The following is a 24595-nucleotide window of genomic DNA, read 5'->3' on the forward strand; positions in this document are numbered from 1 at the left end:
CATTGGCACGGGTTTTGAATAGAGCGGTTTTATTCCTCGGCGGAATCGGTGAAATATCGCTTCGTCACATCATCCCAGCGATTTGAATTCTTCAGGATCAGGTCGCAAACCTCCCGCACGGCACCTCTTCCGCCCTCAGCGCGTGTGACATAGTGAACAAAGGGCCTGATCTCCTCCACCGCGTCACCAACGGCCACAGCAAACCCGACCCGCCGCAGAATGGGAAGATCAACCAGATCATCACCGATATAAGCCACTTCGCTGTCGTCAAGGCCCAACTGAGACAGAACCTCACGATAGGAAACGATTTTGTTTTTGGCTCCCTGGTGCACGATCTCGATCCCAAGTTCGTCGGCACGGTGACGAACCACCTGGGACTGGCGACCGGTAATGATGCCGACCCGAACCCCTGCACGCTGCAGAAGCTTAAGACCGTGACCGTCTTTTACATTGAAGGTCTTGCTCTCAAGCCCGTTATTATCATAGATGATTCTCCCGTCGGTCATCACACCGTCGACATCGAGAAGCAGAAGTCGGATTTGACGGCAGCGCGCCTGCATCATGCCACCCCCGCCTTGAGCAGATCATGGATATGAATGATACCCACGGGAACCGGGCTCTGATCATCCTCAAAAACAAAAAGAGAAGTAATGCTGTGCTGCTCCATGCGTTGCAGCGCTTTGGCCGCAAGGTTGCCGCGCAGGATCCGTTTGGGGTTGCGAGACATAATCGAACTGATGGGCTGATTCAGGATGTCAAAACCGCTTTCGATGCAGCGGCGCAGATCCCCGTCGGTAAAAACACCGACAAGCCCTCCGTTTTCATCCACCACCCCGGTCACACCGAGCTTTTTACTGGTAATTTCAAACAGGGCTTCCTTGAGCAGCGTCTGTTCGCCAACCAGCGGCACATCATCGCCGGCATGCATCATGTCTTCAACGCGCAGCAGGAGCTTTTTACCCAGGGAGCCTCCAGGGTGAAATAGTGCAAAATCCTCTGCGCGAAAGCCGCGCTGCACCAGCAAAGCCACCGCCATGGCGTCACCCAGAGCCAGAGTGGCCGTGGTGCTGGCGGTGGGGGCAAGGCCCAGAGGGCAGGCCTCTTCCTTGACCGAAATATCGAGAGTCACATCACCCGCCCGCCCCAGGGCGCTGCCCACATTACCGGTCATTGCAATCAGGGGCAGTCCCATCCGTTTGATAACGGGAAGAATCCGCGTAATTTCTTCAGTTTCACCGGAGTTGGAAACAGCAATCACGACATCGCCCTTCATCAGCATGCCGAGATCCCCGTGAATGCCCTCTGCCGGATGTAAAAAGAGCGCAGGCGTGCCGGTGGATGCCATGGTTGCTGCCACCTTTTGACAGATCAGCCCCGATTTGCCCATGCCGGTGATGACCACCCGACCGCGGCACGCCAGAATCATCTCCACCGCCTTTTCGAAGCGGTGATCGAGACGGTCACTCAGCGCAAGAATCGCATCGGCTTCAACCTGCAGTACGTTTTTCGCTGTTTCAATCATGTGAAGGAATCTCTTTTCTGACCAGTGCGTCGATCGCCAGGATCTGTTCAAGCATGGGGCGGAGATGATCCAGTGCAAGGCTGTTGGGCCCATCGCATCGCGCGGCATCCGGATTTTCATGGACTTCCCAGAACAGTCCATCGATTCCGACAGCGGCGGCGGCTCGCGATAACGCACCGACATACTGGCGCTGGCCGGCACTGGCGGTTCCTGCCCCGCCCGGCAATTGAACGGAATGAGTCGCATCAAAAACAACCGGATGCCCCATTTCACGCATAATCACCAGTGAACGCATATCAACGACCAGGTTGTTGTAGCCGAACGACGCTCCGCGCTCAGTCAGCAGAATGCGGTCGTTGCCCGACTCTTCGATTTTTTCCACCACATTGGCCATGTCCCAGGGGGCAAGAAACTGACCTTTCTTGACATTGACCACCCTGCCGCTGCGCGCAGCGGCCACCAGAAGATCGGTCTGCCGTGAAAGAAAGGCCGGAATCTGGAGGACATCAAGCACTTCGGCTGCCGGGGAAATCTGGCTGATCTCATGAATATCGGACAGCAGCGGCAGGCCGACCTGCTCTTTCACGCGGGAAAGAATTCGCAGCCCCTCCTCCATCCCAGGACCCCGGAATGAGGAGATCGAGGTGCGGTTGGCCTTATCAAAGGAAGCCTTGAAGATGATTCCAATACCGAGGTCCTCGCCAAGCTTCCTCAGGAAAGAAGCAATGCGCAGGGTCGCCTCCTCATCCTCGATGACGCAGGGGCCCGCAATCAGAACCAGGGGGAAGCCCTCCCCCATGGTGATATTGCCGATGGTAGTTTTACAGGCCATAACCCTACAGTGCCTCCCGTTGCTTGAGACAGGCGCCGATGAACGACTCGAACAAGGGGTGGGGATCCATAGGCCGGGAACGGAATTCCGGGTGGAACTGGCAGGCAAGAAACCAGGGGTGGTCGCTGAGTTCGACAATTTCAATCAGGTCTGTGCCCGGATTGACTCCGGACAGCCCCAGGCCGCCTTCCCGCAATTGATCGCGATAGGTATTGTTGAACTCATACCGATGGCGATGGCGTTCACTGATCATCGGCTTGCCGTAAATTCGGCGCGCCAGCGTCCCTTCTTCCAGGGCGCAGTCATAAGCCCCCAGACGCATGGTGCCGCCCTTGCGGATCACTTTCTTCTGCACTTCCATGATATGAATCACGGGGTTGCGAGCCTCTTCGCGAAATTCCGTGGAATTGGCATCCTCCAGGCCGCAGACATGGCGGGCAAACTCGACCACCGCCATCTGCATGCCGAGACAGATGCCGAAAAAGGGAATATTGTTTTCCCGGGCATAGCGAATCGATTCGATTTTTCCTTCACTGCCGCGCTCGCCGAACCCACCAGGAACGAGAATTCCGTCGACCCCGTCAAAAGTCTCGCCAACCCCATGGCGCTCAATGGCTTCCGAGTCAACGTAGTGCAGCACGACACGGCAATCATTGGCAATGCCGCCGTGAATCAGGGCTTCGGAAAGAGACTTGTAGCTTTCCGTCAGCTCCACATATTTGCCGACAATGGCGATCGTCACCTCGGAGGCCGGCTCCTTGACCCTTTTGACGATGCGATGCCAGGCGGTCAGGTCCGGGGCTTTGGTCCAGATGTTGAGAAATTCGATGATCCGCTCGTCAAGCCCCTGTTCATGGTAGGCGATGGTCACCTCATAAATGGTTTCCACATCCCGTGCCGTGATCACGGCCTCTTCGCGCACATTGCAGAACAGGGCAATCTTGCTCTTCATGTCCCGCGGCACTTCCCGGTCGCAGCGGCAGAGAAGGATATCGGGCTGAATGCCGATCTCCCGCAGCTCTTTGACGCTGTGCTGGGTCGGCTTGGTCTTGAGCTCGCCTGCCGTGGAAATATAGGGAACCAGGGTCAGATGGATATAGAGGACATTTTCGGCGCCGCGGTCCGTTCGGAACTGCCGGATGGCTTCCAGGAAAGGAAGAGATTCAATGTCGCCGACCGTACCACCGACCTCGACGATGGCGACATCGACGCCTTTAGCGTTTTCGAAGATCTTCGACTTGATCTCATTGGTGATATGGGGAATAACCTGGACGGTACCGCCGAGATAATCCCCCCGGCGCTCTTTGCGGATGACGGAGTCGTAAACCTGGCCGGTCGTGAAGTTGGACTTGCGGGTCAGGCTGGCGCTGGTGAAACGCTCATAATGGCCGAGGTCCAGATCGGTTTCGGCCCCGTCATCCGTGACGAAAACCTCGCCGTGCTGAAAAGGGCTCATGGTGCCGGGGTCCACGTTGATATAAGGGTCCATCTTCTGCATGGACACCCGCAGGCCTCGAGCCTCGAGCAGCGCACCTATGGCGGCGGCCGCCAGCCCTTTTCCAAGCGACGACACGACGCCGCCGGTAATAAAGATAAATTTGGTTTTCATCGGCGAACCTCAAAAATCGGATTATTTCAAGCTCTTACATTGGCACGCAGAGCCTGTGAATCAGGATCAAAGGGCAGATTCTACACGCCCCTTCAAAAAAAGAAAACCCCCATTTGCTCCCCCCTCCATTGGCGCCGCGCTTCTTCCCGCAACTCTTTTATAAACCGATTTTGCGGGGCTTCCTACCCTTGCTGCAGAACGGCACGTACTTTTTCGAGATCTGCCGGCGTATCCACTCCCGTAGAAACCAACTCGGTGAAGGCCACGTGAATGCGAATCCCATGTTCGAGGGCGCGCAGCTGCTCAAGCTTTTCCAGCGCCTCGAGAGGGGTGGGTTGCAGACGGGGAAATTCAAGGAGAAAATCGCGCCGATACACATAAAGCCCGACATGTTTGAAGGCGACCATGCGGGAAAACTCGGCGGACAGCTCATCCGCGAAATCTCGCGGGTGGGGAATGGGTGCACGGGAAAAATAAAGGGCGAACCCCTCCTGGTCGGTGACCACCTTGACCACGTTGGGATTGAGAAACTCCTCTGCGGACCGTAGTGGGGTTTTTAGCGTCCCCATGAGAATGCTGCCGTTGTGACGCATGGGAGCCAACGCCGCTTCCACCATTCGCGGGTCGATCAGAGGTTCATCCCCCTGCACGTTGACCACCAGATCATCATCAAGATCCGCCGCCACCTCGGCCAGTCGGTCGGTGCCAGAAGGATGGTTGTCGCGCGTCATGCGGGCCTGGCCGCCGAAACCGTTCACCGCGTCATAAATACGCTGGTCATCGGTTGCAACGATCACGCGGCTGATGCCGGGGACCTGCGCCACACGCTCATAGACCCTCTGAATCATCGGCTTGCCGAAAATATCGACCAGAGGCTTGCCGGGAAAACGGCTCGAAGCATAACGGGCCGGAATGATGGCGGCAACTTTCATAATGACGGTTCCTTTCTGGGAGGGCAACGACAGAGCATCCGGAAAAGCCTACGCAATGAAACAAAAACCTGTCAAGCCAACAAAAAACCCCCGCGTGCGGCAGGGGCGTCATCTTGAAAAGAGGGAGCAACGGCGCCAGAGAACTCTCAGGTTTTGCGTACGAAAATCTCGCGAGCCAGGTCCTGGTCAACCGCAAACTGGGAATGACCCACTTTGAAAATATAGGACGGAAAGGTCTGGTTAAGAACCAGCGCCGTCCCGGGCAGAACGCCCATACTCATCAGTTTCTGCATTTTTTTAGGCTCGTCGGTGCTCAGGTAAGCAATTTCCCCGGTCTGCCCCGGTTTGAGTTCTGTCAGCGCGACAACCCCCACCTCACCGTGACGCTTGGCATCCTCGCAGCATTTTCCGGGAGGAATCGGGTTGCCGTGCGGGCAGGTCGTCGGATGGTTCAACAGGGTGCAGATCTTGGTGCCGACCCCTTCATGAAGCAGGTGCTCCAGCTCGCAGGCTTTGGCATTGCCCGCCCCACCCTTCACGTCGAAGATGTCCATCATCAGTCGCTCGGCCAGACGGTGGCGCCGCACCGTCATGCGGGCTTCAGGGCGCCCTTCCTTGCGAAGATAAACCCGGTCCCCCCTCACTTCGACAAAGGTCCGGCGCTGCAGTTCGGCCAGGGCTTCATCGTCAGGGCCGACACCCAGCGTGCTCAGATGTGCCGCATTCTCCCCCTGCTCTTCAACGGCGATCCAGAGGGCTTCAAGGATCTCTTCAGCCTTGGCGGAAACATTCATGATGACTCCTTCCCGTTCTTATCCTTCTTGTCCTTGCCGCCCTCGAGCCACTTTTTGAGCAACTTCGGCGGCAGCGGATTTTTATAGCCGCAATAAGGGCAGTGTATATTCCGGCACCCGCCGGGGCAGAGCCCGCAGGCTCGCTGTTCGATATTCTCGGGAATTTCGCGTCCACAGAAAGCACACTTCATGAGAGCAGCCCCGTCATCAGCAGAAAGCGGTTAAGTAAAGCACCGCTGGTAAAAGCAAGTATCGAGACAAAAACCAGTATACTCAGTGAAACGCGCCATCCCCGCTCTTTTTTCATCATCAGAAATTGAGCGATGCAGGGCACGAAAAGAGTCAGCGTCACTGCCGCAACGGTCAACTGCACCGGGGTCAGCAGGCCGCTGGTCTGCAGGTCATAAAGGCCGGCCGCCCCGAAATCACGCCGGAAGAATCCGAAGATGAAGGCCGCCGAGGCCTGGTTCGGCAGCCCGAGCAAAGACATGACGGGATGGAGTGAAGCAACGATCTTTTCGAGCACCCCGCTCATCTTACCCGCCCACAGCAAGACCGAAGCCAGAATAAACAGGGGGAAAATTTCGATAAAATAAGATTGCATCCGCGTCAGGGTTTTGACCATGACGTTGCGAAATTGGGGCAGACGCAAAGGAGGTATCTCCATATAGAACATCGGCTGCTCACCCGGCATCACCCGCGCCGCCAGCCAGCCGATCAGCAGGAAGATCAGGACAATGCAGAGGGTCCAGACCAGCAGGGCACCTGGGACTCCTGAGAGCAGCCCCAATATCACCCCGAGCTGGGCACTGCACGGGATAGCCAGCGCCAGCAGAATGGTGGAAATGACGCGTTCGCGTGTCGTCTCCAGGGTTCGGGTGACCATGGTCGCCATGGTGTCGCAACCGAAACCGAGCACAATGGGGATCACCGCACGCCCATTGAGACCGATACGCTTGAATACCCGGTCGACCAGCATCGCCAGTCGCGGGAAATAACCGGTATCTTCGATCAGACTGAAGGCAAGGAAGAACGTCCCGACGATGGGCAGCACCAGGGCGACCGCATAGCGCACCCCCAAGGTCAGAACACCGTATTCGCCCACCAGCAGTTCGTAAAGCCATTCCCAGACGAGATAGCGCTCGCCCAGCCCCATGATCCAGGGGTTGATATGCTCCTCGAACAGGACGCCTTCAAGAAAGTCGACCACCGTGCCGGCGCCGAAGCCGCCGACGAATTTGTACAAACCAAAATAGAGGATCAGCAGCAGGAAGGGAACCCCCGTCCAGGGGTTCATGGTAATCTGTGAAAGGCGCTCTGTCCAGGCAAGGGTACCGGATTCGCTTTGATGGATCACGCCATCCAGCAGCCCTTTGCAGACGCGTTTTCTCTCAAGGCTGATGCGTAGATGAAGGTCTGTACGACGCTCGAAAACAACCTCATTGACGGCGGCACGCACCGCGGTGAAATTTTCTTTCTCCGTGCTCTCAACAAGGCTTTCGATCTCTTCATCGCGCTGCAGTAACAGCAGGGCCAGAGCGCGAGGGGAAAGTCGATAATCGCCCTTCAGGCAAGAGGCAACTCCCTTGATATCCTGCTCAAGATCTGCTGCATAGCCGAAAACAGCGTGCCGGGAGGCGTCGTAGTCCTTCAAAATCTCCTGGAGGCGCGCCAATCCCTGACGCCGCGCCATCACCGCCCCGACAACCGGGACCCCCAGCTTTTCCTGCAACAGGTCGATATCGATCTTCATGCCGAGACGTTCGGCTTCATCCATGATGTTGACAACCAGCACCACGGGAAGCCCGGCCTCGATCAGCTGCACGGTCATGGGCAGCATGCGATCGAGATTGCGCGCATCGATGACATGAACCACCGCATAGGGATGCTGCTCGAGCAGGATCGTGCGGGCGACGCGCTCTTCCTCGGTAATCGGCATCAGAGAGTACATGCCGGGCGTATCGATCACCTCGAACTTGCGGCCTTCGATATCGCACTGCCCCAGGGAGATTTCAACCGAGGTTCCGGGATAATTGGAGACCGTCGTGTAAGCGCCGGTCAGAACATTGAACAGGACACTTTTACCGACATTGGGGTTGCCGACGAGGATGACTTTGGGAAGATCCTTCGCGGAAGGGGTTGACTCAGACTTCATAAACGCCGACCTGTAAGATTGACAATCATTTTCAGAGGAATAATTTTAAAAGGAATCAGGATGAGTGCTTTTTACGGCAATCATCGCAGAGGCCGTAAAGCTCCAGCCGATGGTTGAGAATCTTGAAACCGTGTCGCGCTGCGACCTCGTCCTGCATCTGCTCGATGCGGGGATCCTCAAATTCAATGATGCGCTTGCATTCGGTGCAGATCAGATGATCGTGATGATGGGATTCTCCCGCCACCGTTTCATAGCGGGTCTGACCATCACCGAAGTTGTGTTCTTCCGCAATTCCGCATTCGGAAAAGAGTTTCAGGGTCCGGTAAACAGTGGCATAACCGATATGCGGATGCTTTTTGCGGATTTTCAGATAAAGCTCTTCAGTCGACAGATGGGCGCCGGCCTTCAGAAACTCGTCAAGAATGATTTCCCGCTGTTGGGTCGATTTCAACCCCTGGTCGGAAAGGTAGGAGCGAAACCTGTCCCTGATGCGATCCATAAGCCCCTCTCAAAGTGAAAACGATAATCAACTTATTGATTTTCAGCGCCAGGGTCAAGGGAAAAGACGCCTGAGATATGGCGCCTAATTTCTACCCTGTCACCGGCATAATGCGATAGAGATAACCGGTCAACCTGGAGAAAAGATCGAAGAACAGCATGATTCCGACCACCATCAGCAACCCGCCGGAAACGATTTCCATGACGCGGATGTGTTTTTTGAAACGGTTGAAGAAGGAGAGAAAACTGTGAAACAGCACGCCGGCTGCAAGAAACGGGATCCCAAGCCCGGCAGAATAGGCTGAAAGCAGGTAAACCCCCTTGCTCACCCCACCGCTGGTGCCGGCGGCAAGAGCCAGTATTGCTCCGAGAATGGGGCCGATGCAGGGCGTCCAGCCTGCGGCAAAGGCCACGCCCACCAGGAGCGTGCCGATGAAGCCGGTGGGTTTGCTCGCAAGGTGAACGCGCTTTTCACCCAGGAGAACCCCGAAGTGAAACAGCCCCGAGAGATGCAGACCGAAGAGAAAGATCAGGACGCCCCCGACCTTTTGAACGATGCCGAGTCCTTCTCGCAGATGACTCTGAAAGGAGTGGGACGCCCAGCCGGCTATCGCGCCCATGGTCACGAAAACCAGGGAGAACCCGAGAATAAAGACCAGGGAGTGGAAAACCACCGACACCCGCACCTTGGTGCTGGGGTGGGCATCCTTGAGCTGACCGAAGGAAATACCGGTAATGTAGGTCAGATACGAGGGGATAAGAGGCAGAACGCAGGGGGAGAAGAATGAGAGAATCCCTGCTGAAAAAGCGATCCAGAAAGTAATATCCGCATTGGCGCTCATGGACACTCCTCTACTGGCTCATCAGGCTGGTGAGGTAATCGATGGTGTCGGACGTTGCCCAATCCCGCGGACCGATAATATGATTGACTACGACGCCATTGGGGTCAACGATGAAGGTTTCAGGAAACCGGTAAACCCGGTAGAGTTCCTGGGCCTGACGGTTGGTATCGAGGGGAATCGGGAAAGAGAGAGGCGTCTTCCGGAGAAAATCTCCCAGGACCTGGCGCGCATCCTCTTCTACATTGATGGCAAGCATTTCGAAGGGTTTGCCCTGCATGCGCTGATACAAACGTTCCATGGACGGCATCTCTTCCCGACACGGAGGGCACCAGGTCGCCCAGAAATTGATCATCACCACCTTGCCGCGCAGATTGGCGAGAGTGACCTCGGCACCACTGAAGGTCTTGAGAGTGAAGTCCGGCGCGACGCTGCCGACCCGCACTGTTGGAGCAGGCGGTGCGTCCGGACGGGGCGAACCGGCCAGGGCAGCCATAGGCGCAGCTAAAAGAAAAATCCCCGCAAAAAAAGCCAATAGACGGATCATAATGTCAAAATCCTTTCGGTCGATTCAATGTCCCATATTGAGGCCGCTCAGGGCAGTATTTATGCAATAAAAACGGATCTGCCTAAAAGCGACACTTAAATATTCCAATTCCCCTATGTTTATCTCTCACCCTGGGAAAGTCAAGACTCCTGCTCCCAAAGACGTTCGACAATGGCCATTTCGTCTTCGGAAAATCCGAAATAATGCGCCAGTTCATGCATGACGGTTTCAAGTAGAACCTTTTCCAGTGGCTGGCCGGTTTCTTCAATGTAACTCTCAACCGCACCTTGATAAATGATGATGACATCGGGAGGGCAGCTGCCGTAGTCATGGGTCCGCTCGGGCAGGGGCCAGCCCATGTAATAGCCGAGCAGGTCCCGCGGATCGGCCAGTCCAACGCACTGCAGCGTCTCCTCGTCGGCCCAGGGATGAACCTGAAAAGAGAGGTTGTCGACCCGCTCTATAAATTGGGGCGGAATCGCGGATATGGCGCGCGCCACGTGTTTTTCAAATTCGGCAGCAGTCATTCCTCGAGCCCCTGCCCGCGCGCCACACGGAAAACCGAGGAGAAACGCGCGATTTTCTCGCCCTTTTCATCCTCCAGAACGGCTTCGCCATAAAAAGTACGCCCCTGCGGCCGGCTGACCGATGCTCTCGCGATCAGGACTCCTTCCTGTACGGGAGCCATGAAGCGCGTGGTCAATTCGGTAGTTGCAAAGTGGGTTCCTTCAGGCAGCACACTTTTTATGGCCATGGCCACGGCCGTGTCGGCCAGGGCGGTAATCGCCCCGCCGTGCATCAACCCTCCCCCCTGTGCCAGCTTTACCGTGAACGGCATCCGCAGGACAGCTTTCCCGCTGGCGGCTTCATCAATCACCATACCGAGCAGGTTTTCAAACGGAGCGGTGTCGATCCAGCCTCCCATCTCAAATGGCAGCGCCTCTCCAGCACGCATCATCTGTTCGCCGTCCGTCAGCAATCGGGACATTTTCTCTCCTTTCCGGCGACGCTCCGCGATCATCGAAATCGAACAGAGCTTTCAGCTTTCACCACCGGAGTTAAACTCTTATCTGAAATACTACCTTTTAATGCCGTATTTCTCCATCCGATAAATGAGGGTGTGACGCGGTATGCGCAAAAATGCCGCGGCCCGCGTCTGGTTGCCGCCATGACGATGAAGCGCCTCGACAATGGCCTGCTTTTCAATCTCTTCCAGGGCAACCCCTTCTTCGGGCATGTTCAGCAAAGGCGGACTCTGCCCCCCTTCCCTGTCCAGTGACTGCGATTGCTCCAGTGGAGTAAAATCCTCAACAGTCAAACGATCTTTATTTCGAAGAATCAGCATGCGTTCAACGCAGTTTTCAAGTTCTCGCACATTTCCGGCCCAGGGCAGGTTGCTCAGTTTTTGCAGCAGCGCATCGTCAACCCTGACCCCCTGGCCTCCATGTTTGCTCACGAAATGCCGCACCAGCAGGGGGATATCGTCTCGCCGCTCGCGCAGGGCCGGAAGGGTCACAGGAATCACCGCAAGACGGTAGTAAAGATCTTCGCGGAATGATCCGTCCTCCACAGCCTGCCGCAACTGACGATTGGTGGCGGCAATCACACGCACATCGACTTTAACGGGATCCGCGCCAACCGGCTCGATTTCACGCTCCTGCAAAGCACGCAGCAGTTTGGGCTGAAGATCAATGGGCAATTCACCCACTTCATCGAGAAACAAGGTCCCGCCGCGGGCCTGCTCAAATTTTCCCGCCCGATCGCTCACCGCCCCGGTAAATGATCCTTTGCGATGGCCGAACAGGGTACTTTCCAGCAGATCGTGGGGGATCGCGGCACAGTTCACCGCCACAAAAGGGCCCTGCGACCGATCGCTGCCGTGATGGATGGCCCGGGCGACCAGCTCCTTCCCCGTTCCACTTTCCCCCAGCAGCAGGACGGTGGCCTCTGTTGCCGCCACACGCCGAACCACCTCGAACACCTGCTGCATGCGCGGAGAGATTCCGACGATATGAGAAAAGTCGACCCGGTCGTTCAACACCTCGCGCAACCGGGCATTCTCAGCCTGCAGACCGCGAAAATCAAGGGCCTTGGCCACCACCAGGCGCAGTTCGTCGCGGCCAAAAGGTTTGGTCAGGTAGTCATAAGCCCCCAGCTTCATGGCCTCTACAGCTTTTTCCACCGAACCGAAGGCCGTAATGACGATAACAACGGTGTCGGGGCTTTCCTCCTTGACGGCTTTGAGCACCTCATAGCCGGAAATACCCGGCATGGCGATATCGGTGATCACCAGTGATGGGTCCTCATTCCGAAACAGGTCCAGCCCTGCTTCGCCGCTTTCAGCAGTCAGCACCCGATAGCCGCTTTCTTCAAGGCTGAATTCCAGCACGCGCCGCAGGGAGGCATCGTCTTCGATGATCAGGACTGTAGGCTTCGTCATGAATTCTCCGTTGTCTCAGCGGGCACAAGGGTCAGAACAAAAGCCGTTCCCTTGCCGGGTTCGCTGGTCACGCTCAATTCCCCGCCGTTCTTTTTCACCAGTCGCTGCGTGATGGCCAACCCCAGACCGATGCCCTCGGTTCGTGTCGTGAAAAAAGGAGTAAAGATCCGCTCAAGGTGCTCCGGCGCAATGCCCGGTCCCGTGTCGCTGAAAGTGATTTCAACATGCTCCGGGTCCCGCTGCAGGCCGACGTCCAGACGCCCCCCTTCCGGCATGGCCTGCACGGCATTGAGAACCAGGTTGAGAAACACCTGCTTGAGCTGTTCCCCGTCGCCCACGACCAGGCCGGCACTCCCTTGCTTTTCAAGAGCCACGCCCTGCTTGTCCGCCTGCCTTTGGACCAGCGAGAACACATCCTCAAGCACCTGCCCTGGATCAAAAAAAGATCGCTCCATCCTGGCAGGCCGGGCGAAATCAAGAAACTGCTCGACCACGCGATTGAGTCGCTCGACCTCGCGCAGCAGAATCAGGGCGAATTCGTGGCGCCGGTCGGACGGGTCGATCCCATCCTGCAGAATTTCTGCCGTCCCACGAATAGACCCCAGAGGATTGCGGATTTCGTGAGCCAGTTCAGCGGAGAGCTCTCCCAGCGCGGACAAACGATCGGCGCGTCTAAGCTGCTCCTCCACCTCCAGGATCTGATCGGCCTGCCGACGCAGGGCAGCAAAGCTTTGTTCCAGCCGTTTTGCTGTGCGCTGATAGCGGTTTTTCTGTTTGCGCTCGGCCAGAGTCAGAAAGCCGGTCACAAAGCCGATGACGTTGTAGAGCAGAATTTCAAGATATTGTTCCGGAGCGCTGGCCGGGTGATGCCCCCATTGAAAGATGACATGGGGCATGTAGATAATTGAAATGGCCAGGGAGGTGATCAGACCGCCGCGCAGCAGAAACCACAGCCCGCCAAGAACGATGGGAAGGTAGTAGAGCCGGCGGTAGATATCGTGAAAATGCGCTTTTTCTGTTCCGGTCAGATAGTGCAGCGCAGTGATCGCCGCGACGAGGCCGATCAGAAAAACAAGACGGATTTTATCATTTTTTGTCATAGGTTTTTGTACAGCGGGAGCGCAGCTCTCCGCAACCCTTTTTATGGCTGCCAACCATTCAGGCGCCACACGGCAGGCGGCAGTTCACAGATAAATATTGGACACCTGCGACGCCACTGGGCTATTCTTCTGCGGGAAAATCCCCGAACCGCCGGGCAGGAGCGCTTCATGGTACTTTTTCTGGACATTCTCACCATCGTCATTCCAGTCTTTTTGGTGATCGGGTTGGGCTTCGTTCTCAAGCGTCTCAACCTGATCGACGATCATTTCCTCTTCCAGACAAACAGGCTTGTGTATTACGTCGCCCTGCCGCTGCTGCTTTTCTACAAGATCGGGACCGCTGATTTTTTTGCCAATTTCAACGGGTCACTGGTGGTCGGTTCATCCCTGGTGATTGCCATCGGCTTTGCTGTGAGCTATGGCTACGCCGCTCTGCGCGGATATGCACCCGCGACCCGCGGCGCCTTCAGCCAGGGTGCCTTCCGCGGAAATCTGGCCTATATCGGCCTGGCCATCGTCTTCAATGCATATGGCGAGGACGGCTTGACCCGGGCGGGAATCCTGATGGGGTTTCTGGTGCCCGTTCTCAACTTCTTCGCCATTCTTGCCCTGTTGTGGCCCCATCGCCGGGCCGGAGGGCACCAGGGACGCGCCTTCTGGGTGCGCCAGATCGCTTTCAATCCCCTGATCATCGCTTCCTTCGCTGGGATCATCTGGAGTTTTCTCCATCTGCCAATACCTGTCATTTTAGACCGCTCCCTGCATATCGCCACCGGCATGACGCTGCCATTGGCGCTGCTGGCGATCGGCGGCTCATTCTCTCTGCAGAAGCTCAAGGGGGATCTGACCTGCGCCCTGCTTTCCACCACCATCAAGATCATCTGGCTCCCGGTCATCGCCACCGCCCTTCTTTACACCATGGGAGTGCGGGGGCAGGATCTGGCCATCGGCGTGCTGTTTGCCGGAACGCCCACAGCCACGGCGACCTACATTATGGCGCACCAGTTGAAAGGAGACGCCGAACTGGCCGGCAGCATCGTCATGATGTCGACACTGCTTTCGGCGCTGACTTACACCCTTGCGCTGTTTATTCTCGGGAGTCTGGGATTGTGATCCGTCCGCAGGTTTCCATCCTGATGGCGGTCCGCAACGAACAGGCGCATCTGCCGGCGGCGCTGGCTTCCTTGCAGGCTCAGAGCCTGCGCGACTGGGAGCTTGTGGCCGTCGACGACGGCTCGCGCGACCGCACTCTGCATCTACTGCGGCAGGCAGCCGCTGCCGATCCTCGGGTTCGGATCATCCCACGCCCCCCACAAGGACTGGTCGCAGGACTCAACACAGGCTTGCGTCATTGCCGCGCCCCGCTGATTGCCCGCATGGACGGCGACGATATCTGCCATCCGCGGCGCCTGGAGCTGCAGTCACTATTTCTGCGACGCCAATCCGAGATTGGCCTGGTTGCCACACGTGTCCGACATTTTCCGCGCTGGCGATTACGAGACGGGATGCGCGCATACGAGCAGTGGCAGAACGAGGCACTGGACCATGAGAGCATCATGCGCGAACTCTATGTAGAATCACCCTTCGCTCACCCGAGCGTGATGATGCGCCGCAGCATCCTGCTTCAGGCGGGAGGGTACCGGGACATGGGCTGGGCTGAAGACTATGATCTGTGGCTGCGGCTTGCCCGTCGAGGGGTACGCTTTGCCCGCCTGCCGCAAAGCCTGCTTTACTGGCGCGACCGACCGCAGCGATTGACCCGCACGGCGCAGAACTGCTCTGCCGAAGCGTTCCGTCTCTGCAAGCTGCATCACCTGCAGAGAAGTTTTCTTAAAGATGAAGGTGAGGTCACCCTGTGGGGTGCGGGGATGGAAGGCAAAGCGTGGCGCAGGATTCTTGCGCAGGCCGGGGTAAAGGTGACGCGCTGGGTGGAAGTCGACCGCCGCAAGATCGGGCAGAAGATTCATGGTGCCCCGGTGGTTCCCATTGACGCCCTCAAAGCAGGAGAGGGCCCCGTCCTGGTCACTGTCGGCGCTCGGGGTGCTCGTTCACAGATTCGCACCTGGAGCCGTGAAAAAGGCTTGAAGGAAGGACGAGACCTGATCTTCGTGACCTGAACTCTCTTGAAAACTGCAATACAGGGAGGACTTTCAATGTATTCACCGTTTAATATCGGCGCTCGCTTCACTATCACTCCGCCGGGAGACGCCTCTGTCGAAGACGAACGCATCCCACTGGTTATCGCCAAAGGGGCATTCGGCTCCGGTGAACACGAAACCAGCGCCAGCTGCCTGGAAATCCTGGAAGAACTACCACAGGTGCAGGGGGCGCGTGTTCTTGATCTGGGCAGCGGAACCGGCATTCTGGCCATCGGCGCCCTGCATCTCGGCGCGGCACAGGCAGTCTGCATCGATATCAACCCCGATGCGGTGCGCACCTGCCGCCTCAACTGCGAGCACAACGGCGTGAGCGAACGGGTCACCCACATTGCCGGCAGCCTGGAGTCCGCCAAGGAGCGTGACTTCGACCTGATCCTCGCCAACATCTACGGTGACCTCCTGGTCGATTTCGCACCCGACCTGGTCTCGCGCGCCCGTACCGGGGGACTGCTACTCTTATCAGGGATATTGTGGGAATACAACTTCGAGGTGCGACAACTTTACGAAAAGCTCGGCTGCCGGGTTGTCAAAAACCGCATGCTGAACGAATTCAGCACGGTGCTGCTGGAAAAGATCTGATCCCGAAGTCGCAGGAACAGAGAAGGGCACTGACTTGAAATCAGTGCCCTTCTCTGTTTTCCTATTGTAGCCAATCACGCTATTTCCAGCCCTGAACCCGCTCCAGACTCTGCTGCAGAATCGCCAGTTTCTCCCGGGCGTCGGCCAACTTGCCGCGGTCTTTTTCGAGTACGGCCGGCGGTGCGTTGGCGACAAACTTTTCGTTGGACAATTTTTTGGTGAAGAAATCGACATCCTTCTGCACCTTGGCAATCTCCTTGGCGAGACGTTTTTCCTCCTCCTCGACATCGATCAGGCCGGCCATGGGCAGCAGAACCTCGATCTCTCCCGCAACCTGGGTCGCGGCTTTTTCCGGCCGTTCGATTCCGACGCCGAACTGAAGATCCTCCAACCCGGCGAGGCTTCGGATGTAGTCCTGTCCTTCTCTCACAACCTGAGCGTCGCCCTCATTCCTGATATCGAGCACCGCGGTAATGCGACGGCTTGGGGCCACATCCATTTCACCGCGGATATTGCGGATCGCGCGGATGACCTCCATCAGAAGCTCCATACGGGCCGGGCCCTCATCGCCGAAAGCGGCATAGGGAGCGCCGGTGGGGTAGTCGGCCTGCATCAGGTAAGATGTGGGCCGCTCTCCCGGCAGGCACTGCCAGATTTCTTCGGTGATAAAGGGCATGATCGGATGCAACAGCCGCAGCAGCTGCTCAAGCACCACATACAGTACGCTCTGGGCACGCCTGCGACTCTGTACATCATCCCCGTAAAGATCTCCCTTGGACAACTCAATGTACCAGTCGCAGAAGTTGTGCCAGGTGAAAGCATAAAGGATATTGGCCGCATCGTTGAATTTGTAGTCGGCTAATGCCGCATTGGTGTCGCGGGCCGTCTGGGCGAGACGGGCCAAAATCCACTGATCAGCCTGTGACAGCTCAAGCTGATCGAGGTTCACATCCTTCGGATCGAACCCTTCCAGATTCATCAGGGTGAACCGCGCAGCATTCCAGAGCTTGTTGGCAAAAGCCTTGTAGCCGGAAATCCGGTCAGTAGACAATTTAATGTCGCGCCCCATGGCGGCAAAAGCAGAAAGAGTGAAGCGGAACGCGTCGGCGCCGTACTCATCGATGATGGTCAGGGGATCGATGACATTGCCCTTGCTCTTGCTCATCTTCTGCCCCTGGGCGTCGCGCACCAGGGCGTGGATGTAGACCTCCTTGAAAGGGACCTGATCCATGAACCGCAATCCCATCATCATCATGCGGGCCACCCAGAAAAAAAGGATGTCAAAGCCGGTGACCAGGCAAGAGGTGGGATAAAATTTCTTGAGGGTTTCCGTCTGCTCGGGCCAGCCCATGGTCGAGAAAGGCCACAGGGCAGAGGAAAACCAGGTATCGAGAACATCGGTTTCCTGGCTGATGTCGCTGCTGCCGCAGTGGGCACAGACAGACGCATCTTCCCGGGACACGGTGATCTCGCCGCAGGCACCGCAGAACCAGGCCGGGATGCGATGCCCCCACCAGATCTGGCGGCTGATGCACCAGTCCTGAATGTTGAACATCCACTCGTAGTAGGTCTTCTCCCACTGCTGGGGAACAATGCGGGTTTCACCCTGCTGCACGGCACGGATCGCCTCTTCAGCCAGCGGCCCGACCTTGACATACCACTGCTTGCTCATATAGGGCTCGATGACCGTCTTGCACCGATAGCATTCACCCACGGCGAGCTTGTGGTCCTCGATCTTCTCCAGCAACCCTGCAGCTTCCAGGTCGGTCACCACAGCCTTGCGCGCTTCCATGCGGTCCTGCCCCTGGTAGGGGCCGCCGTTTTCGTTGATGCGGCCGGATTCATCAAAAATATTGATAAATTCGAGGCCGTGGCGCTTACCGATTTCAAAGTCGTTGAAGTCGTGGGCGGGGGTGATCTTCACCGCGCCGCTGCCGAACTCGCTGTCCACATACTCATCGAAGATGATGGGGATTTCGCGATTCACCAACGGCAGCATGATGCTCTTGCCTACCAGGTCGGCGTAGCGCTCATCGTCGGGATGCACGGCCACTGCTGTATCGCCGAGCATGGTTTCGGGGCGGGTGGTGGCCACCACCAGGGTGCGGTCGCTGTCCTTGACCGGGTAACGCAGATGCCAGAAATGCCCTTTTTTGTCAGCGTGTTCGACCTCAAGGTCGGAAAGGGCGGTGTGGCAGCGCGGGCACCAGTTGATCAGGCGGTTGTCCCGGTAAATGAGTTTATCCTCGTACAGGCGGACAAACACTTCCCGCACCGCTTTGGACAGCCCCTCATCCATGGTGAACCGTTCGCGCTCCCAGTCGCAGGAAGCTCCCAGGCGCTTGAGCTGATTGATGATCTGCCCGCCCGACTCCTCGCGCCACTGCCACACGCGGCGCACGAATTCCTCGCGGCCGAGTTCATGCCGGTCCTGCCCCTGCTGCGCCAGCTGCTTCTCCACTACGTTCTGGGTGGCGATACCGGCATGGTCGGTACCCGGCATCCATAGAACCTCGTGACCGGTCATGCGCTTCCAGCGTGCGAGAACATCCTGCAGGGTATTGTTGAGCGCATGGCCCATGTGCAGCACCCCCGTCACATTGGGCGGCGGAATCACAATTGAATAATGGGGCCTGGGGGAGTTTTCATCGGCATGGAAACAACGGTCCGACTCCCACCGTTGATACCATTTGTCCTCAACCTCGGTCGGCTCATATCCTTTGGGCAGCATAGGTTCCATTACAGCGATGTTCCTTTATCAATAAATGGATGATGTAAGGTGTTGAAATCAAAGGCGCCGCAGTGGATAAAGCGGCAGAAAAACGAAATGGGGATTGTAGCAATCCCCATTTCATCCGTCAATATTGTCAAGCGCGCTCGCCCCTGTGTTCGTTATTTCAAAGCGTCCTTGATCTTGCGGATTTCATCCTTGATCAGGCTCTCCGCCAGGTCGGGCACCACTTCCCAGGCGACTTTTTCCAGAATTGAACCGGCCAGGCGGTTCACCACCTCGTCGGCAACCTTCTGCACAATGGCTTCAACCCGTTCTTCATCGAGTTGAGGCGGGGCTGCGGCAACCGTCGCACCGCTCGCTGGAGTGTCCTGTGAGACTGCAGGGAAAGCGAAGGAATCGGCAGCGGGCTGCGATACGGCCGGGCCGGTTTCAAGCGTTTCCTCAGATACGGCCCCTGGCTCCTCGTCTTCGACGGTGAAAAACGGTTCTGGTGTTTGCTGTTGCAGGTCCTGCTCTTCAGAAAACTCATCCGACTGGTCATCTGACAAGAGAGCTGCGAAAGAATCCTCTCGCGATCCCGTTCCAATTTCTTCTTCGACATCATCGGCCGACTCTGAATTGTCCCAATCCGCGAGAGGGAAAGACTCCTCCTCTTCAGCTTCGGCCAGTCCCTCGCTGAAATCCTTCTCTTCAGGTGCAGCGGTCGAATCCATTTCTCCCGAGACCAGGCCGAAATCCTCATTCGCCTCATCCTCGACACCCTCCTGGAAAGGGAAGGGGTCGGTTTCATCCGACGTAGGACCAGCCTCCTCTTCAAGGATATCCGCATCGTCGAGTTCGAGAATATCCTCCTCATCCTGGCCGTCTACATCCTGAAGGCCGACCGAACCGGAATCATACACCGGGGCGGGCTCTTTCTCCGGCGCCATTTCTTCCTCGTCAAAGGAGAACTCGCCCCACACACCGGCCTCCTCGGAGGCGATCTCACTTTCCCCTTCGGCAGGGAGCTCCGCGTCAACGGGAGGTTCTTCCGCAGAGGGCTGGGCGCTCGCAGGAACGGCGAGAGATTCAGGAGCACGCTGCAGCAGCTTGTTGACCTTATCGATCAGCGCCTGTGATTCGAACGGTTTGGCAATCCAGTCATCAGCGCCGCTTGCGCGCGCCTTGTCTTCATCAAACGGCTCGAAGGTGCCGGACAGCAAAAGGACGGGAACCCCTTTGAATTGCGAATCCTTTTTTATGGCCTCACACAATTCATAGCCGTCTTTCCCCGGCATCAGCACATCAGCCAGGATCAGGTCGGGCTTCTGATCCTGCGCCATCTCAAGCGCCGTATCGCCATTATCCGCGATTGCGAGGTCAACATCCTCATTGGCGAAAGTGATTCCGATCACCTTTTGAATCGTGATGCTGTCATCGGCCAGCAGCAGTTTTTTGCTCATTCAAGCCTCCTTGGCGCCGCACCCGGACATGGGACAGCAGTAATCATGGGCAATGGGGCAAAAGCCGGTCTATATCCAGAATGGGGTAACGTTCGTTTCGGTAGATCATTTCCTGCGAGCACCCCGGGATCAGTGGTGCTTCACAGGCAGCAAAGCAATCAACACCAGCGTTCACAATTCTGACAGCGCGATCGCAGGGTAAGCCGACATATCCAAGCTCTGTCGCACAGACAAGAACATATTTTCTTTCCGTGCAGCAAGCATCCTGCCGAAAATCGTGTTTCGGAATAATTTTTTCAAAATGCAGAACGGGAACCCATTCCTTCTCGAACCGAAAAACGCCATTCATCGACGCCCGCATTCGAGGCAGTGGATAAATCCGCGGCCCGGGTTCCACCCTTAGAACTTTCCCGACAGGGATCGTGAGAGCAATGCCACCACAATGAAACAGACAGAACTTCTCATTCATGACCGCTTACCGCAGACTTTAATTCTTTCGGATCACAAACCACAAGGGGCTCATTACGCCAGAACGCTAAAAGCCGGTAACGCACCCGATCACCGTCACAGAGCAGCGGAGGCACATCGCCTATTTCAAATTCCTCTGCGGGGAAAATACCATCGACCGCATCAACCATCAATGCCAGATTTGTCTCCGCCGCGGCGACAACCAATGCGTTCGTGACTGAACTCCCGTCACTTGGCAGGCACTCAAACCAACTGCGTCCATCAACAACAGGGATTTCGCCACCACGCAGCGAAATAGTATCAACAGGGTGACACGGCAGCAAAGAATCGTCGAGAATTTCTACTAAAGAGGAAACCGGCAGGCAAAATCCAAACACGCCTATTCGAAAGACAAGATACATATTCCTATTCTCACCGGCTGCCATGCAAGACGTTCCTGATGAAACATGAAATAATATAATTAGCTAAAACTAACACCAAAAAGTCAGGGAGTCAACTTTGACGCACTCGCAAAAAACCAGAGGATGGCTAAGCAAAAATTTCGTCCTACAAGGCCTGGTGGTTTTTCAGGGGCGAAGGCATACATCAGGTATGTCGAGGTCCTGAAAAAACGCCGTAACGCCGTAGGACGGACTTTTTGCGACGCCATCAACTTTGTTCACCGCGAATTCAATGGGTTTGGAGAAGTCAGAGAATCTTCCAGGGCTGCGGCAAAAACAGTTCATGGTACAGATTCATTGCATATCGGTCAGTCATCCCCGCAAGGAAATCGGCCGTGGAGACGTCCATTGAATCACCTTCGCGCCGCCGTCCGCCATAGGCTGTCAACTGCTCCTCGTCCTGCACAAAATACTGGTAAAGTTCACGCAGGATGCGGGCGGCCTTATTGAAGTCATCGTGGACGCTGCGGATACGGTAAACATTTTCATAAAGCCAGTCGCGTAAAGAAATAACCGCGTGCGCCATCTCCTGCGACTGACGAATCTCGCTTCCACCTGCTGCCATGCTGCATTCAATCATGTCGCGCACCATGCGGTCGATACGTCGGCCATGCGTGGCACCCAGCACAGAGACAATATCGCGCGGCACCTGCTCGAAGGCAATCACTTCTCCGCGCAGGGCATCATCAAGGTCGTGATTGACATAAGCCAGAATATCGCAGCGCCGTACCACCTGCCCCTCAAGCGTCAGAGGCAAGGCTCCGGGTTGCCCCGGATCGATGGGGCCAATTCCTTTGGAGTGTTTCAGAATGCCGTCACGCACTTCGTATGTCAGATTCAACCCGTGCCCGTCCTTTTCAAGTTTCTCTACCACACGCAGGCTCTGACGCACATGATGAAAACCATCAGGCACAAGTTCATTGAGCACACGTTCACCGGCATGACCAAAAGGTGTATGGCCCAGGTCATGGCCCAGAGCAATCGCTTCCGTCAGATCTTCATTCAGATCGAGGGCACGCGCAACGGTACGTGCAATCTGAGAAACCTCAAGAGTATGTGTCAAACGGGTACGATAATGATCGCCCTCAGGAGAAAGGAAAACCTGTGTTTTGTGCTTAAGCCGCCGAAAAGATTTTGAATGGAGAATTTTGTCCCGGTCATGCTGAAAGACAGTGCGGACACTGCATTGTTCCTCAGTTTCTTCCCTGCCTCGTGAGTCAAAACTTTTCACTGCAAAAGGGGAAAGAACAGACCGCTCTCTTTCTTCTATTTTTCTTCTTATGTCCATACAGTTTACTTTCCAGAGCAAAAGAAAGACATCAGGGTGTGGTTATTTATATTGACGTTGGCAGAACAGAAACAGATCCTGTTTACAAAATAAAAGCTACAGTTCGACATTTTTACTTGATTTTATATGCAATTTTTGTATTTTCTGAAACTATAGAAACGAAACATTAATCGAACTTTCGGCAAAACAACAACTCTGGAGGACGGAACACAATGCCTACACTTCTTGAAATGGCTGCTGAAATCGTGGCGGCTCATGCATCAACCACACAAATGACAAAAGAAGACCTGGTCGCTGAACTTGCTGAAATTCACAATGCTCTGCAGGCCATTGAAAAAGGCGAATCCATTTCGGTTGGAGAAACTGACCAGGCGCAGAGTGATGCACCGGTCATTTCACGCAAAAAGGCTTTCGGAAAAGACAAGATCACCTGCATGTTGTGTGGCAAAGAGATGAAAACCCTCTCCCGCCACCTCAAAACCGCCCATGACATGAAACCGACCGAATACCGCAAGCGCTTCGACATCCCGCGCACTCAACCGCTTGCCGCCCGCAATTATTCTGAAAGCCGGCGGGAAATGGCCAAGGAACGCGGACTCGGAGAGAACCTGGCCAAGGCCCGCGCGGCACGCGCCAAGAAAAACGAATAGATTTTATCAGCAACCTATCCATTTCGCCCCGGGCGGTGACCAGAATTGATCATCGCCTGGGATTTTTACATTGAGGAGCAGAAGACCGGGCCGGTCCTCACGCGACAATCAAAAATATGATCAAAACAGGTTGAAGGAGATCGACTTGATTCGAACACCATCCTCATTCAAGATCTCCACTCTCCAGTCTCCGGTCCATTCCGGCAGGATATTCTTGGATGACCAGGTGCGCCAGTAGGAAGACCGCACCGGCAGAGTGATGCGTGCCATCTCCTCATCTTCGTAATACCACACATGGCTCACCGAAGTTTCTTCAAGCGCACCCTCAATCCGTGTGAAACAGTAGATTTTCCCCACGTCCGACGAGTAGCTTTCGATGGCATCCACCGGCGAGCGATCGATTATATCGGTGGTGATCACCGCCTCGCTGACCTCAAGTGCCCAGACATTGGTTGCCGCCATAAAAAAGAAAACAGACCACAGAATCAGAAAAACCGCCCTGTTGCGAACCGCCATGTGAATTTCTCCTTGCTGCATTTGAAAATCGGATTTTATCTGTCCTTATAGCATAAATTCCCTACTTTTTGGACAGCTGTTTAGCGAAAAATCATTAAATCATACATTGCACTTGACCTGCAGAAAAAAAATGATTAGAGTTTAATAAATATACATATACTTTCAAGGTTAAGAGGTTCACTGATTTCACACTAAGGGGCGGATCGATGAAACGGGTTCTGGTTGCGTCGAAGCATCAACATCTTCTGTCAAACCTCGATATGGTCCTCAAACACTGGGGATATCGTTCGCTGACTTCGCATCATCACGACGACATTCTGGAACAGCTCGAAACGACAGAGCCGGATCTGGTGATATTTGATGCACCCTGGTTGAGAGAGAACCAGTCCCATCTCACCCCCTTGCTCCCCCTGCTTGAACGCCGCAGCAAAACACATTATGCAATCCTGGAGGATGAAGAGACCCCTTCACCGGAACTTTCTTCTCGACTCCCGCAAAAACGGGTTGCGGCGGACATTTTTTCCATTTACAGCCTGACTCAGTCCCTGCTCCAGAACCATCCGCGCAGACGGCTCAGAACCGGGGTACATCTGCCGGGCATGTTTCGGCGCCAGGGGCGGTGCTGGAATATGGGGCAGATCATGACCCTGGGTACCGGGGGCATGTTTATCCAATCTGGCTTTCACCTTCAGCGCGATGAGGCGCTGCACCTCTGCATCCCCCTGCTTGGAATGAAACGGGAAATCGAAATAAGCGGACGTGTCCTTTACGCGATTGAACCCTGCCAGGAAAACAACTACCGCCAGGGCTACGGCATCGAATTCGAGGGGCTGGTCAATGAAACTGCACATGCCCTGCGCCGTTTCGTGGCCGGCTGTTTTCTTCACGGAATCGAAAACGATCAAACGTCAAATCCTGAAATATTTTTCACTCCTGCAAATCCCGAATACTCTTTGCAAAAGATGGCCGTTTGATCTCAGACAGCGGTTCATATCCTCAATGGTTCGCTCTGCAGCAACACCTGCAGACCGCTGATTGATCCCCCGGCCAA

At 55.8% G+C, this 24595-nt stretch carries 25 protein-coding genes; 5 read left to right on the forward strand and 20 right to left on the reverse strand.

The genetic code is table 11. The annotated features are described in order from the left end of the window. Positions 1-29: 29 nt before the first annotated feature. The 14 genes from GSUB_RS11085 to GSUB_RS11155 all read right to left on the reverse strand — a co-directional run bounded on the left by GSUB_RS11085 (position 30) and on the right by GSUB_RS11155 (position 13268). A complete protein-coding gene (locus GSUB_RS11085) occupies positions 30-560 on the reverse strand; it encodes a KdsC family phosphatase (protein WP_040202418.1) in 531 nt (176 codons plus the stop codon). Further along, entirely contained in the window at positions 560-1522 is a 963-nt protein-coding gene (locus tag GSUB_RS11090) for a KpsF/GutQ family sugar-phosphate isomerase (RefSeq protein ID WP_040200837.1), read from the reverse strand. Before GSUB_RS11090 ends, GSUB_RS11085 begins: the two co-directional genes overlap by 1 nt. Continuing rightward, positions 1515-2354 carry a 3-deoxy-8-phosphooctulonate synthase gene (kdsA, locus tag GSUB_RS11095; protein WP_040200838.1) on the reverse strand — a complete coding sequence of 280 codons (840 nt, stop codon included), beginning with the start codon at positions 2352-2354 and terminating at the stop codon, positions 1515-1517. Before kdsA ends, GSUB_RS11090 begins: the two co-directional genes overlap by 8 nt. A 4-nt stretch (positions 2355-2358) precedes the next feature. Further along, a complete protein-coding gene (gene pyrG / locus GSUB_RS11100) occupies positions 2359-3963 on the reverse strand; it encodes a CTP synthase (RefSeq protein WP_040200839.1) in 1605 nt (534 codons plus the stop codon). A gap of 182 nt (positions 3964-4145) precedes the next feature. Beyond that, on the reverse strand, positions 4146-4895 hold the full coding sequence (kdsB, locus tag GSUB_RS11105) for a 3-deoxy-manno-octulosonate cytidylyltransferase (RefSeq protein ID WP_040200840.1): 750 nt from the start codon (positions 4893-4895) through the stop codon (positions 4146-4148). 146 nt (positions 4896-5041) lie between these two features. Then, entirely contained in the window at positions 5042-5689 is a 648-nt protein-coding gene (locus GSUB_RS11110; protein ID WP_040200841.1) for a metal-dependent transcriptional regulator, read from the reverse strand. Positions 5690-5876: 187 nt separating this feature from the next. After that, positions 5877-7844, reverse strand: coding sequence for a ferrous iron transport protein B (gene feoB, locus GSUB_RS11120; protein ID WP_040200843.1), 1968 nt, complete (start codon positions 7842-7844; stop codon positions 5877-5879). A 55-nt stretch (positions 7845-7899) separates the two neighbouring features. Next, on the reverse strand, positions 7900-8343 hold the full coding sequence (locus tag GSUB_RS11125) for a Fur family transcriptional regulator (RefSeq protein WP_040200844.1): 444 nt from the start codon (positions 8341-8343) through the stop codon (positions 7900-7902). Positions 8344-8434: 91 nt separating this feature from the next. Beyond that, on the reverse strand, positions 8435-9184 hold the full coding sequence (locus tag GSUB_RS11130) for a cytochrome c biogenesis CcdA family protein (RefSeq protein ID WP_040200845.1): 750 nt from the start codon (positions 9182-9184) through the stop codon (positions 8435-8437). 10 nt (positions 9185-9194) lie between these two features. Next, the gene (locus tag GSUB_RS11135; protein ID WP_040200846.1) at positions 9195-9728 is read right to left on the reverse strand and encodes a TlpA disulfide reductase family protein; all 534 of its coding nucleotides are present in this window, start codon (positions 9726-9728) and stop codon (positions 9195-9197) included. A gap of 140 nt (positions 9729-9868) precedes the next feature. Continuing rightward, positions 9869-10255: a metallopeptidase family protein gene (locus GSUB_RS11140; protein WP_040200847.1), complete on the reverse strand. Its 387-nt coding sequence runs from the start codon at positions 10253-10255 to the stop codon at positions 9869-9871. After that, entirely contained in the window at positions 10252-10716 is a 465-nt protein-coding gene (locus GSUB_RS11145; protein WP_040200848.1) for a PaaI family thioesterase, read from the reverse strand. The genes GSUB_RS11140 and GSUB_RS11145 overlap by 4 nt, the downstream gene beginning before the upstream one ends. Positions 10717-10806: 90 nt before the next feature. Next, a complete protein-coding gene (locus GSUB_RS11150; RefSeq protein ID WP_040200849.1) occupies positions 10807-12168 on the reverse strand; it encodes a sigma-54-dependent transcriptional regulator in 1362 nt (453 codons plus the stop codon). Next, positions 12165-13268 (reverse strand): two-component system sensor histidine kinase NtrB, encoded by a 1104-nt coding sequence (locus tag GSUB_RS11155; RefSeq protein ID WP_040200850.1) that lies wholly within the window; start codon positions 13266-13268, stop codon positions 12165-12167. Before GSUB_RS11155 ends, GSUB_RS11150 begins: the two co-directional genes overlap by 4 nt. Before the next feature lie 168 nt (positions 13269-13436). On the opposite strand from GSUB_RS11155, the gene GSUB_RS11160 reads away from it, so the two are divergent. Genes GSUB_RS11160 through GSUB_RS11170 form a run of 3 tightly spaced genes read left to right on the forward strand, consistent with a single transcriptional unit; the run spans position 13437 to position 16006 of the window. Next, entirely contained in the window at positions 13437-14381 is a 945-nt protein-coding gene (locus GSUB_RS11160) for an AEC family transporter (protein ID WP_040200851.1), read from the forward strand. Then, complete coding sequence (locus GSUB_RS11165) at positions 14378-15385, forward strand: glycosyltransferase family 2 protein (protein WP_084211965.1); 1008 nt, start codon at positions 14378-14380, stop codon at positions 15383-15385. Before GSUB_RS11160 ends, GSUB_RS11165 begins: the two co-directional genes overlap by 4 nt. Before the next feature lie 36 nt (positions 15386-15421). Continuing rightward, positions 15422-16006, forward strand: coding sequence for a 50S ribosomal protein L11 methyltransferase (locus tag GSUB_RS11170; protein WP_040200852.1), 585 nt, complete (start codon positions 15422-15424; stop codon positions 16004-16006). Positions 16007-16085: 79 nt separating this feature from the next. Here the strand turns inward: GSUB_RS11170 and GSUB_RS11175 are convergent, their stop codons facing one another. The 5 genes from GSUB_RS11175 to GSUB_RS11195 all read right to left on the reverse strand — a co-directional run bounded on the left by GSUB_RS11175 (position 16086) and on the right by GSUB_RS11195 (position 22378). Then, entirely contained in the window at positions 16086-18746 is a 2661-nt protein-coding gene (locus GSUB_RS11175; RefSeq protein WP_040200853.1) for a valine--tRNA ligase, read from the reverse strand. A gap of 152 nt (positions 18747-18898) precedes the next feature. Next, positions 18899-20182, reverse strand: coding sequence for a response regulator (locus GSUB_RS11180; protein ID WP_040200854.1), 1284 nt, complete (start codon positions 20180-20182; stop codon positions 18899-18901). Between the two features lie 43 nt (positions 20183-20225). Continuing rightward, a complete protein-coding gene (locus tag GSUB_RS11185; protein WP_084211967.1) occupies positions 20226-20651 on the reverse strand; it encodes a chemotaxis protein CheW in 426 nt (141 codons plus the stop codon). Next, the gene (locus tag GSUB_RS11190) at positions 20644-21075 is read right to left on the reverse strand and encodes a chemotaxis protein CheW (RefSeq protein ID WP_040200856.1); all 432 of its coding nucleotides are present in this window, start codon (positions 21073-21075) and stop codon (positions 20644-20646) included. Before GSUB_RS11190 ends, GSUB_RS11185 begins: the two co-directional genes overlap by 8 nt. 262 nt (positions 21076-21337) lie before the next feature. Continuing rightward, the gene (locus GSUB_RS11195; RefSeq protein WP_040200857.1) at positions 21338-22378 is read right to left on the reverse strand and encodes a deoxyguanosinetriphosphate triphosphohydrolase; all 1041 of its coding nucleotides are present in this window, start codon (positions 22376-22378) and stop codon (positions 21338-21340) included. 212 nt (positions 22379-22590) lie between these two features. Between GSUB_RS11195 and GSUB_RS11200 the strand changes: the two genes are divergently transcribed. Further along, complete coding sequence (locus GSUB_RS11200) at positions 22591-23028, forward strand: Ros/MucR family transcriptional regulator (protein WP_040200858.1); 438 nt, start codon at positions 22591-22593, stop codon at positions 23026-23028. Positions 23029-23148: 120 nt separating this feature from the next. Here the strand turns inward: GSUB_RS11200 and GSUB_RS11205 are convergent, their stop codons facing one another. Continuing rightward, positions 23149-23544: a DUF2914 domain-containing protein gene (locus GSUB_RS11205; protein WP_040200859.1), complete on the reverse strand. Its 396-nt coding sequence runs from the start codon at positions 23542-23544 to the stop codon at positions 23149-23151. Positions 23545-23750: 206 nt separating this feature from the next. Between GSUB_RS11205 and GSUB_RS11210 the strand changes: the two genes are divergently transcribed. Next, complete coding sequence (locus tag GSUB_RS11210; protein WP_040200860.1) at positions 23751-24518, forward strand: PilZ domain-containing protein; 768 nt, start codon at positions 23751-23753, stop codon at positions 24516-24518. Positions 24519-24595 lie beyond the last annotated feature (77 nt).

The sequence above is a fragment of the Geoalkalibacter subterraneus genome (assembly GCF_000827125.1).
GTDB classification, from domain to species: Bacteria; Desulfobacterota; Desulfuromonadia; order Desulfuromonadales; family Geoalkalibacteraceae; genus Geoalkalibacter_A; species Geoalkalibacter_A subterraneus.

Coding starts and splice junctions, on each gene's coding strand:
- GSUB_RS11110 (WP_040200841.1), bottom strand. CDS start 5,689: ATGAATGTTTCCGCCAAGGCTGAAGAGATCCTTGAAGCCCTCTGGATC.
- GSUB_RS11175 (WP_040200853.1), bottom strand. CDS start 18,746: ATGGAACCTATGCTGCCCAAAGGATATGAGCCGACCGAGGTTGAGGAC.
- GSUB_RS11190 (WP_040200856.1), bottom strand. CDS start 21,075: ATGGCAGCCGGTGAGAATAGGAATATGTATCTTGTCTTTCGAATAGGC.
- GSUB_RS11185 (WP_084211967.1), bottom strand. CDS start 20,651: ATGAATGAGAAGTTCTGTCTGTTTCATTGTGGTGGCATTGCTCTCACG.
- GSUB_RS11150 (WP_040200849.1), bottom strand. CDS start 12,168: ATGACGAAGCCTACAGTCCTGATCATCGAAGACGATGCCTCCCTGCGG.
- GSUB_RS11160 (WP_040200851.1), top strand. CDS start 13,437: ATGGTACTTTTTCTGGACATTCTCACCATCGTCATTCCAGTCTTTTTG.
- GSUB_RS11090 (WP_040200837.1), bottom strand. CDS start 1,522: ATGATTGAAACAGCGAAAAACGTACTGCAGGTTGAAGCCGATGCGATT.
- GSUB_RS11135 (WP_040200846.1), bottom strand. CDS start 9,728: ATGATCCGTCTATTGGCTTTTTTTGCGGGGATTTTTCTTTTAGCTGCG.
- GSUB_RS11205 (WP_040200859.1), bottom strand. CDS start 23,544: ATGGCGGTTCGCAACAGGGCGGTTTTTCTGATTCTGTGGTCTGTTTTC.
- pyrG (WP_040200839.1), bottom strand. CDS start 3,963: ATGAAAACCAAATTTATCTTTATTACCGGCGGCGTCGTGTCGTCGCTT.
- GSUB_RS11130 (WP_040200845.1), bottom strand. CDS start 9,184: ATGAGCGCCAATGCGGATATTACTTTCTGGATCGCTTTTTCAGCAGGG.
- GSUB_RS11195 (WP_040200857.1), bottom strand. CDS start 22,378: ATGGACATAAGAAGAAAAATAGAAGAAAGAGAGCGGTCTGTTCTTTCC.
- kdsB (WP_040200840.1), bottom strand. CDS start 4,895: ATGAAAGTTGCCGCCATCATTCCGGCCCGTTATGCTTCGAGCCGTTTT.
- GSUB_RS11140 (WP_040200847.1), bottom strand. CDS start 10,255: ATGACTGCTGCCGAATTTGAAAAACACGTGGCGCGCGCCATATCCGCG.
- GSUB_RS11170 (WP_040200852.1), top strand. CDS start 15,422: ATGTATTCACCGTTTAATATCGGCGCTCGCTTCACTATCACTCCGCCG.
- GSUB_RS11145 (WP_040200848.1), bottom strand. CDS start 10,716: ATGTCCCGATTGCTGACGGACGGCGAACAGATGATGCGTGCTGGAGAG.
- feoB (WP_040200843.1), bottom strand. CDS start 7,844: ATGAAGTCTGAGTCAACCCCTTCCGCGAAGGATCTTCCCAAAGTCATC.
- GSUB_RS11085 (WP_040202418.1), bottom strand. CDS start 560: ATGCAGGCGCGCTGCCGTCAAATCCGACTTCTGCTTCTCGATGTCGAC.
- GSUB_RS11180 (WP_040200854.1), bottom strand. CDS start 20,182: ATGAGCAAAAAACTGCTGCTGGCCGATGACAGCATCACGATTCAAAAG.
- kdsA (WP_040200838.1), bottom strand. CDS start 2,354: ATGGCCTGTAAAACTACCATCGGCAATATCACCATGGGGGAGGGCTTC.
- GSUB_RS11125 (WP_040200844.1), bottom strand. CDS start 8,343: ATGGATCGCATCAGGGACAGGTTTCGCTCCTACCTTTCCGACCAGGGG.
- GSUB_RS11155 (WP_040200850.1), bottom strand. CDS start 13,268: ATGACAAAAAATGATAAAATCCGTCTTGTTTTTCTGATCGGCCTCGTC.
- GSUB_RS11200 (WP_040200858.1), top strand. CDS start 22,591: ATGCCTACACTTCTTGAAATGGCTGCTGAAATCGTGGCGGCTCATGCA.
- GSUB_RS11210 (WP_040200860.1), top strand. CDS start 23,751: ATGAAACGGGTTCTGGTTGCGTCGAAGCATCAACATCTTCTGTCAAAC.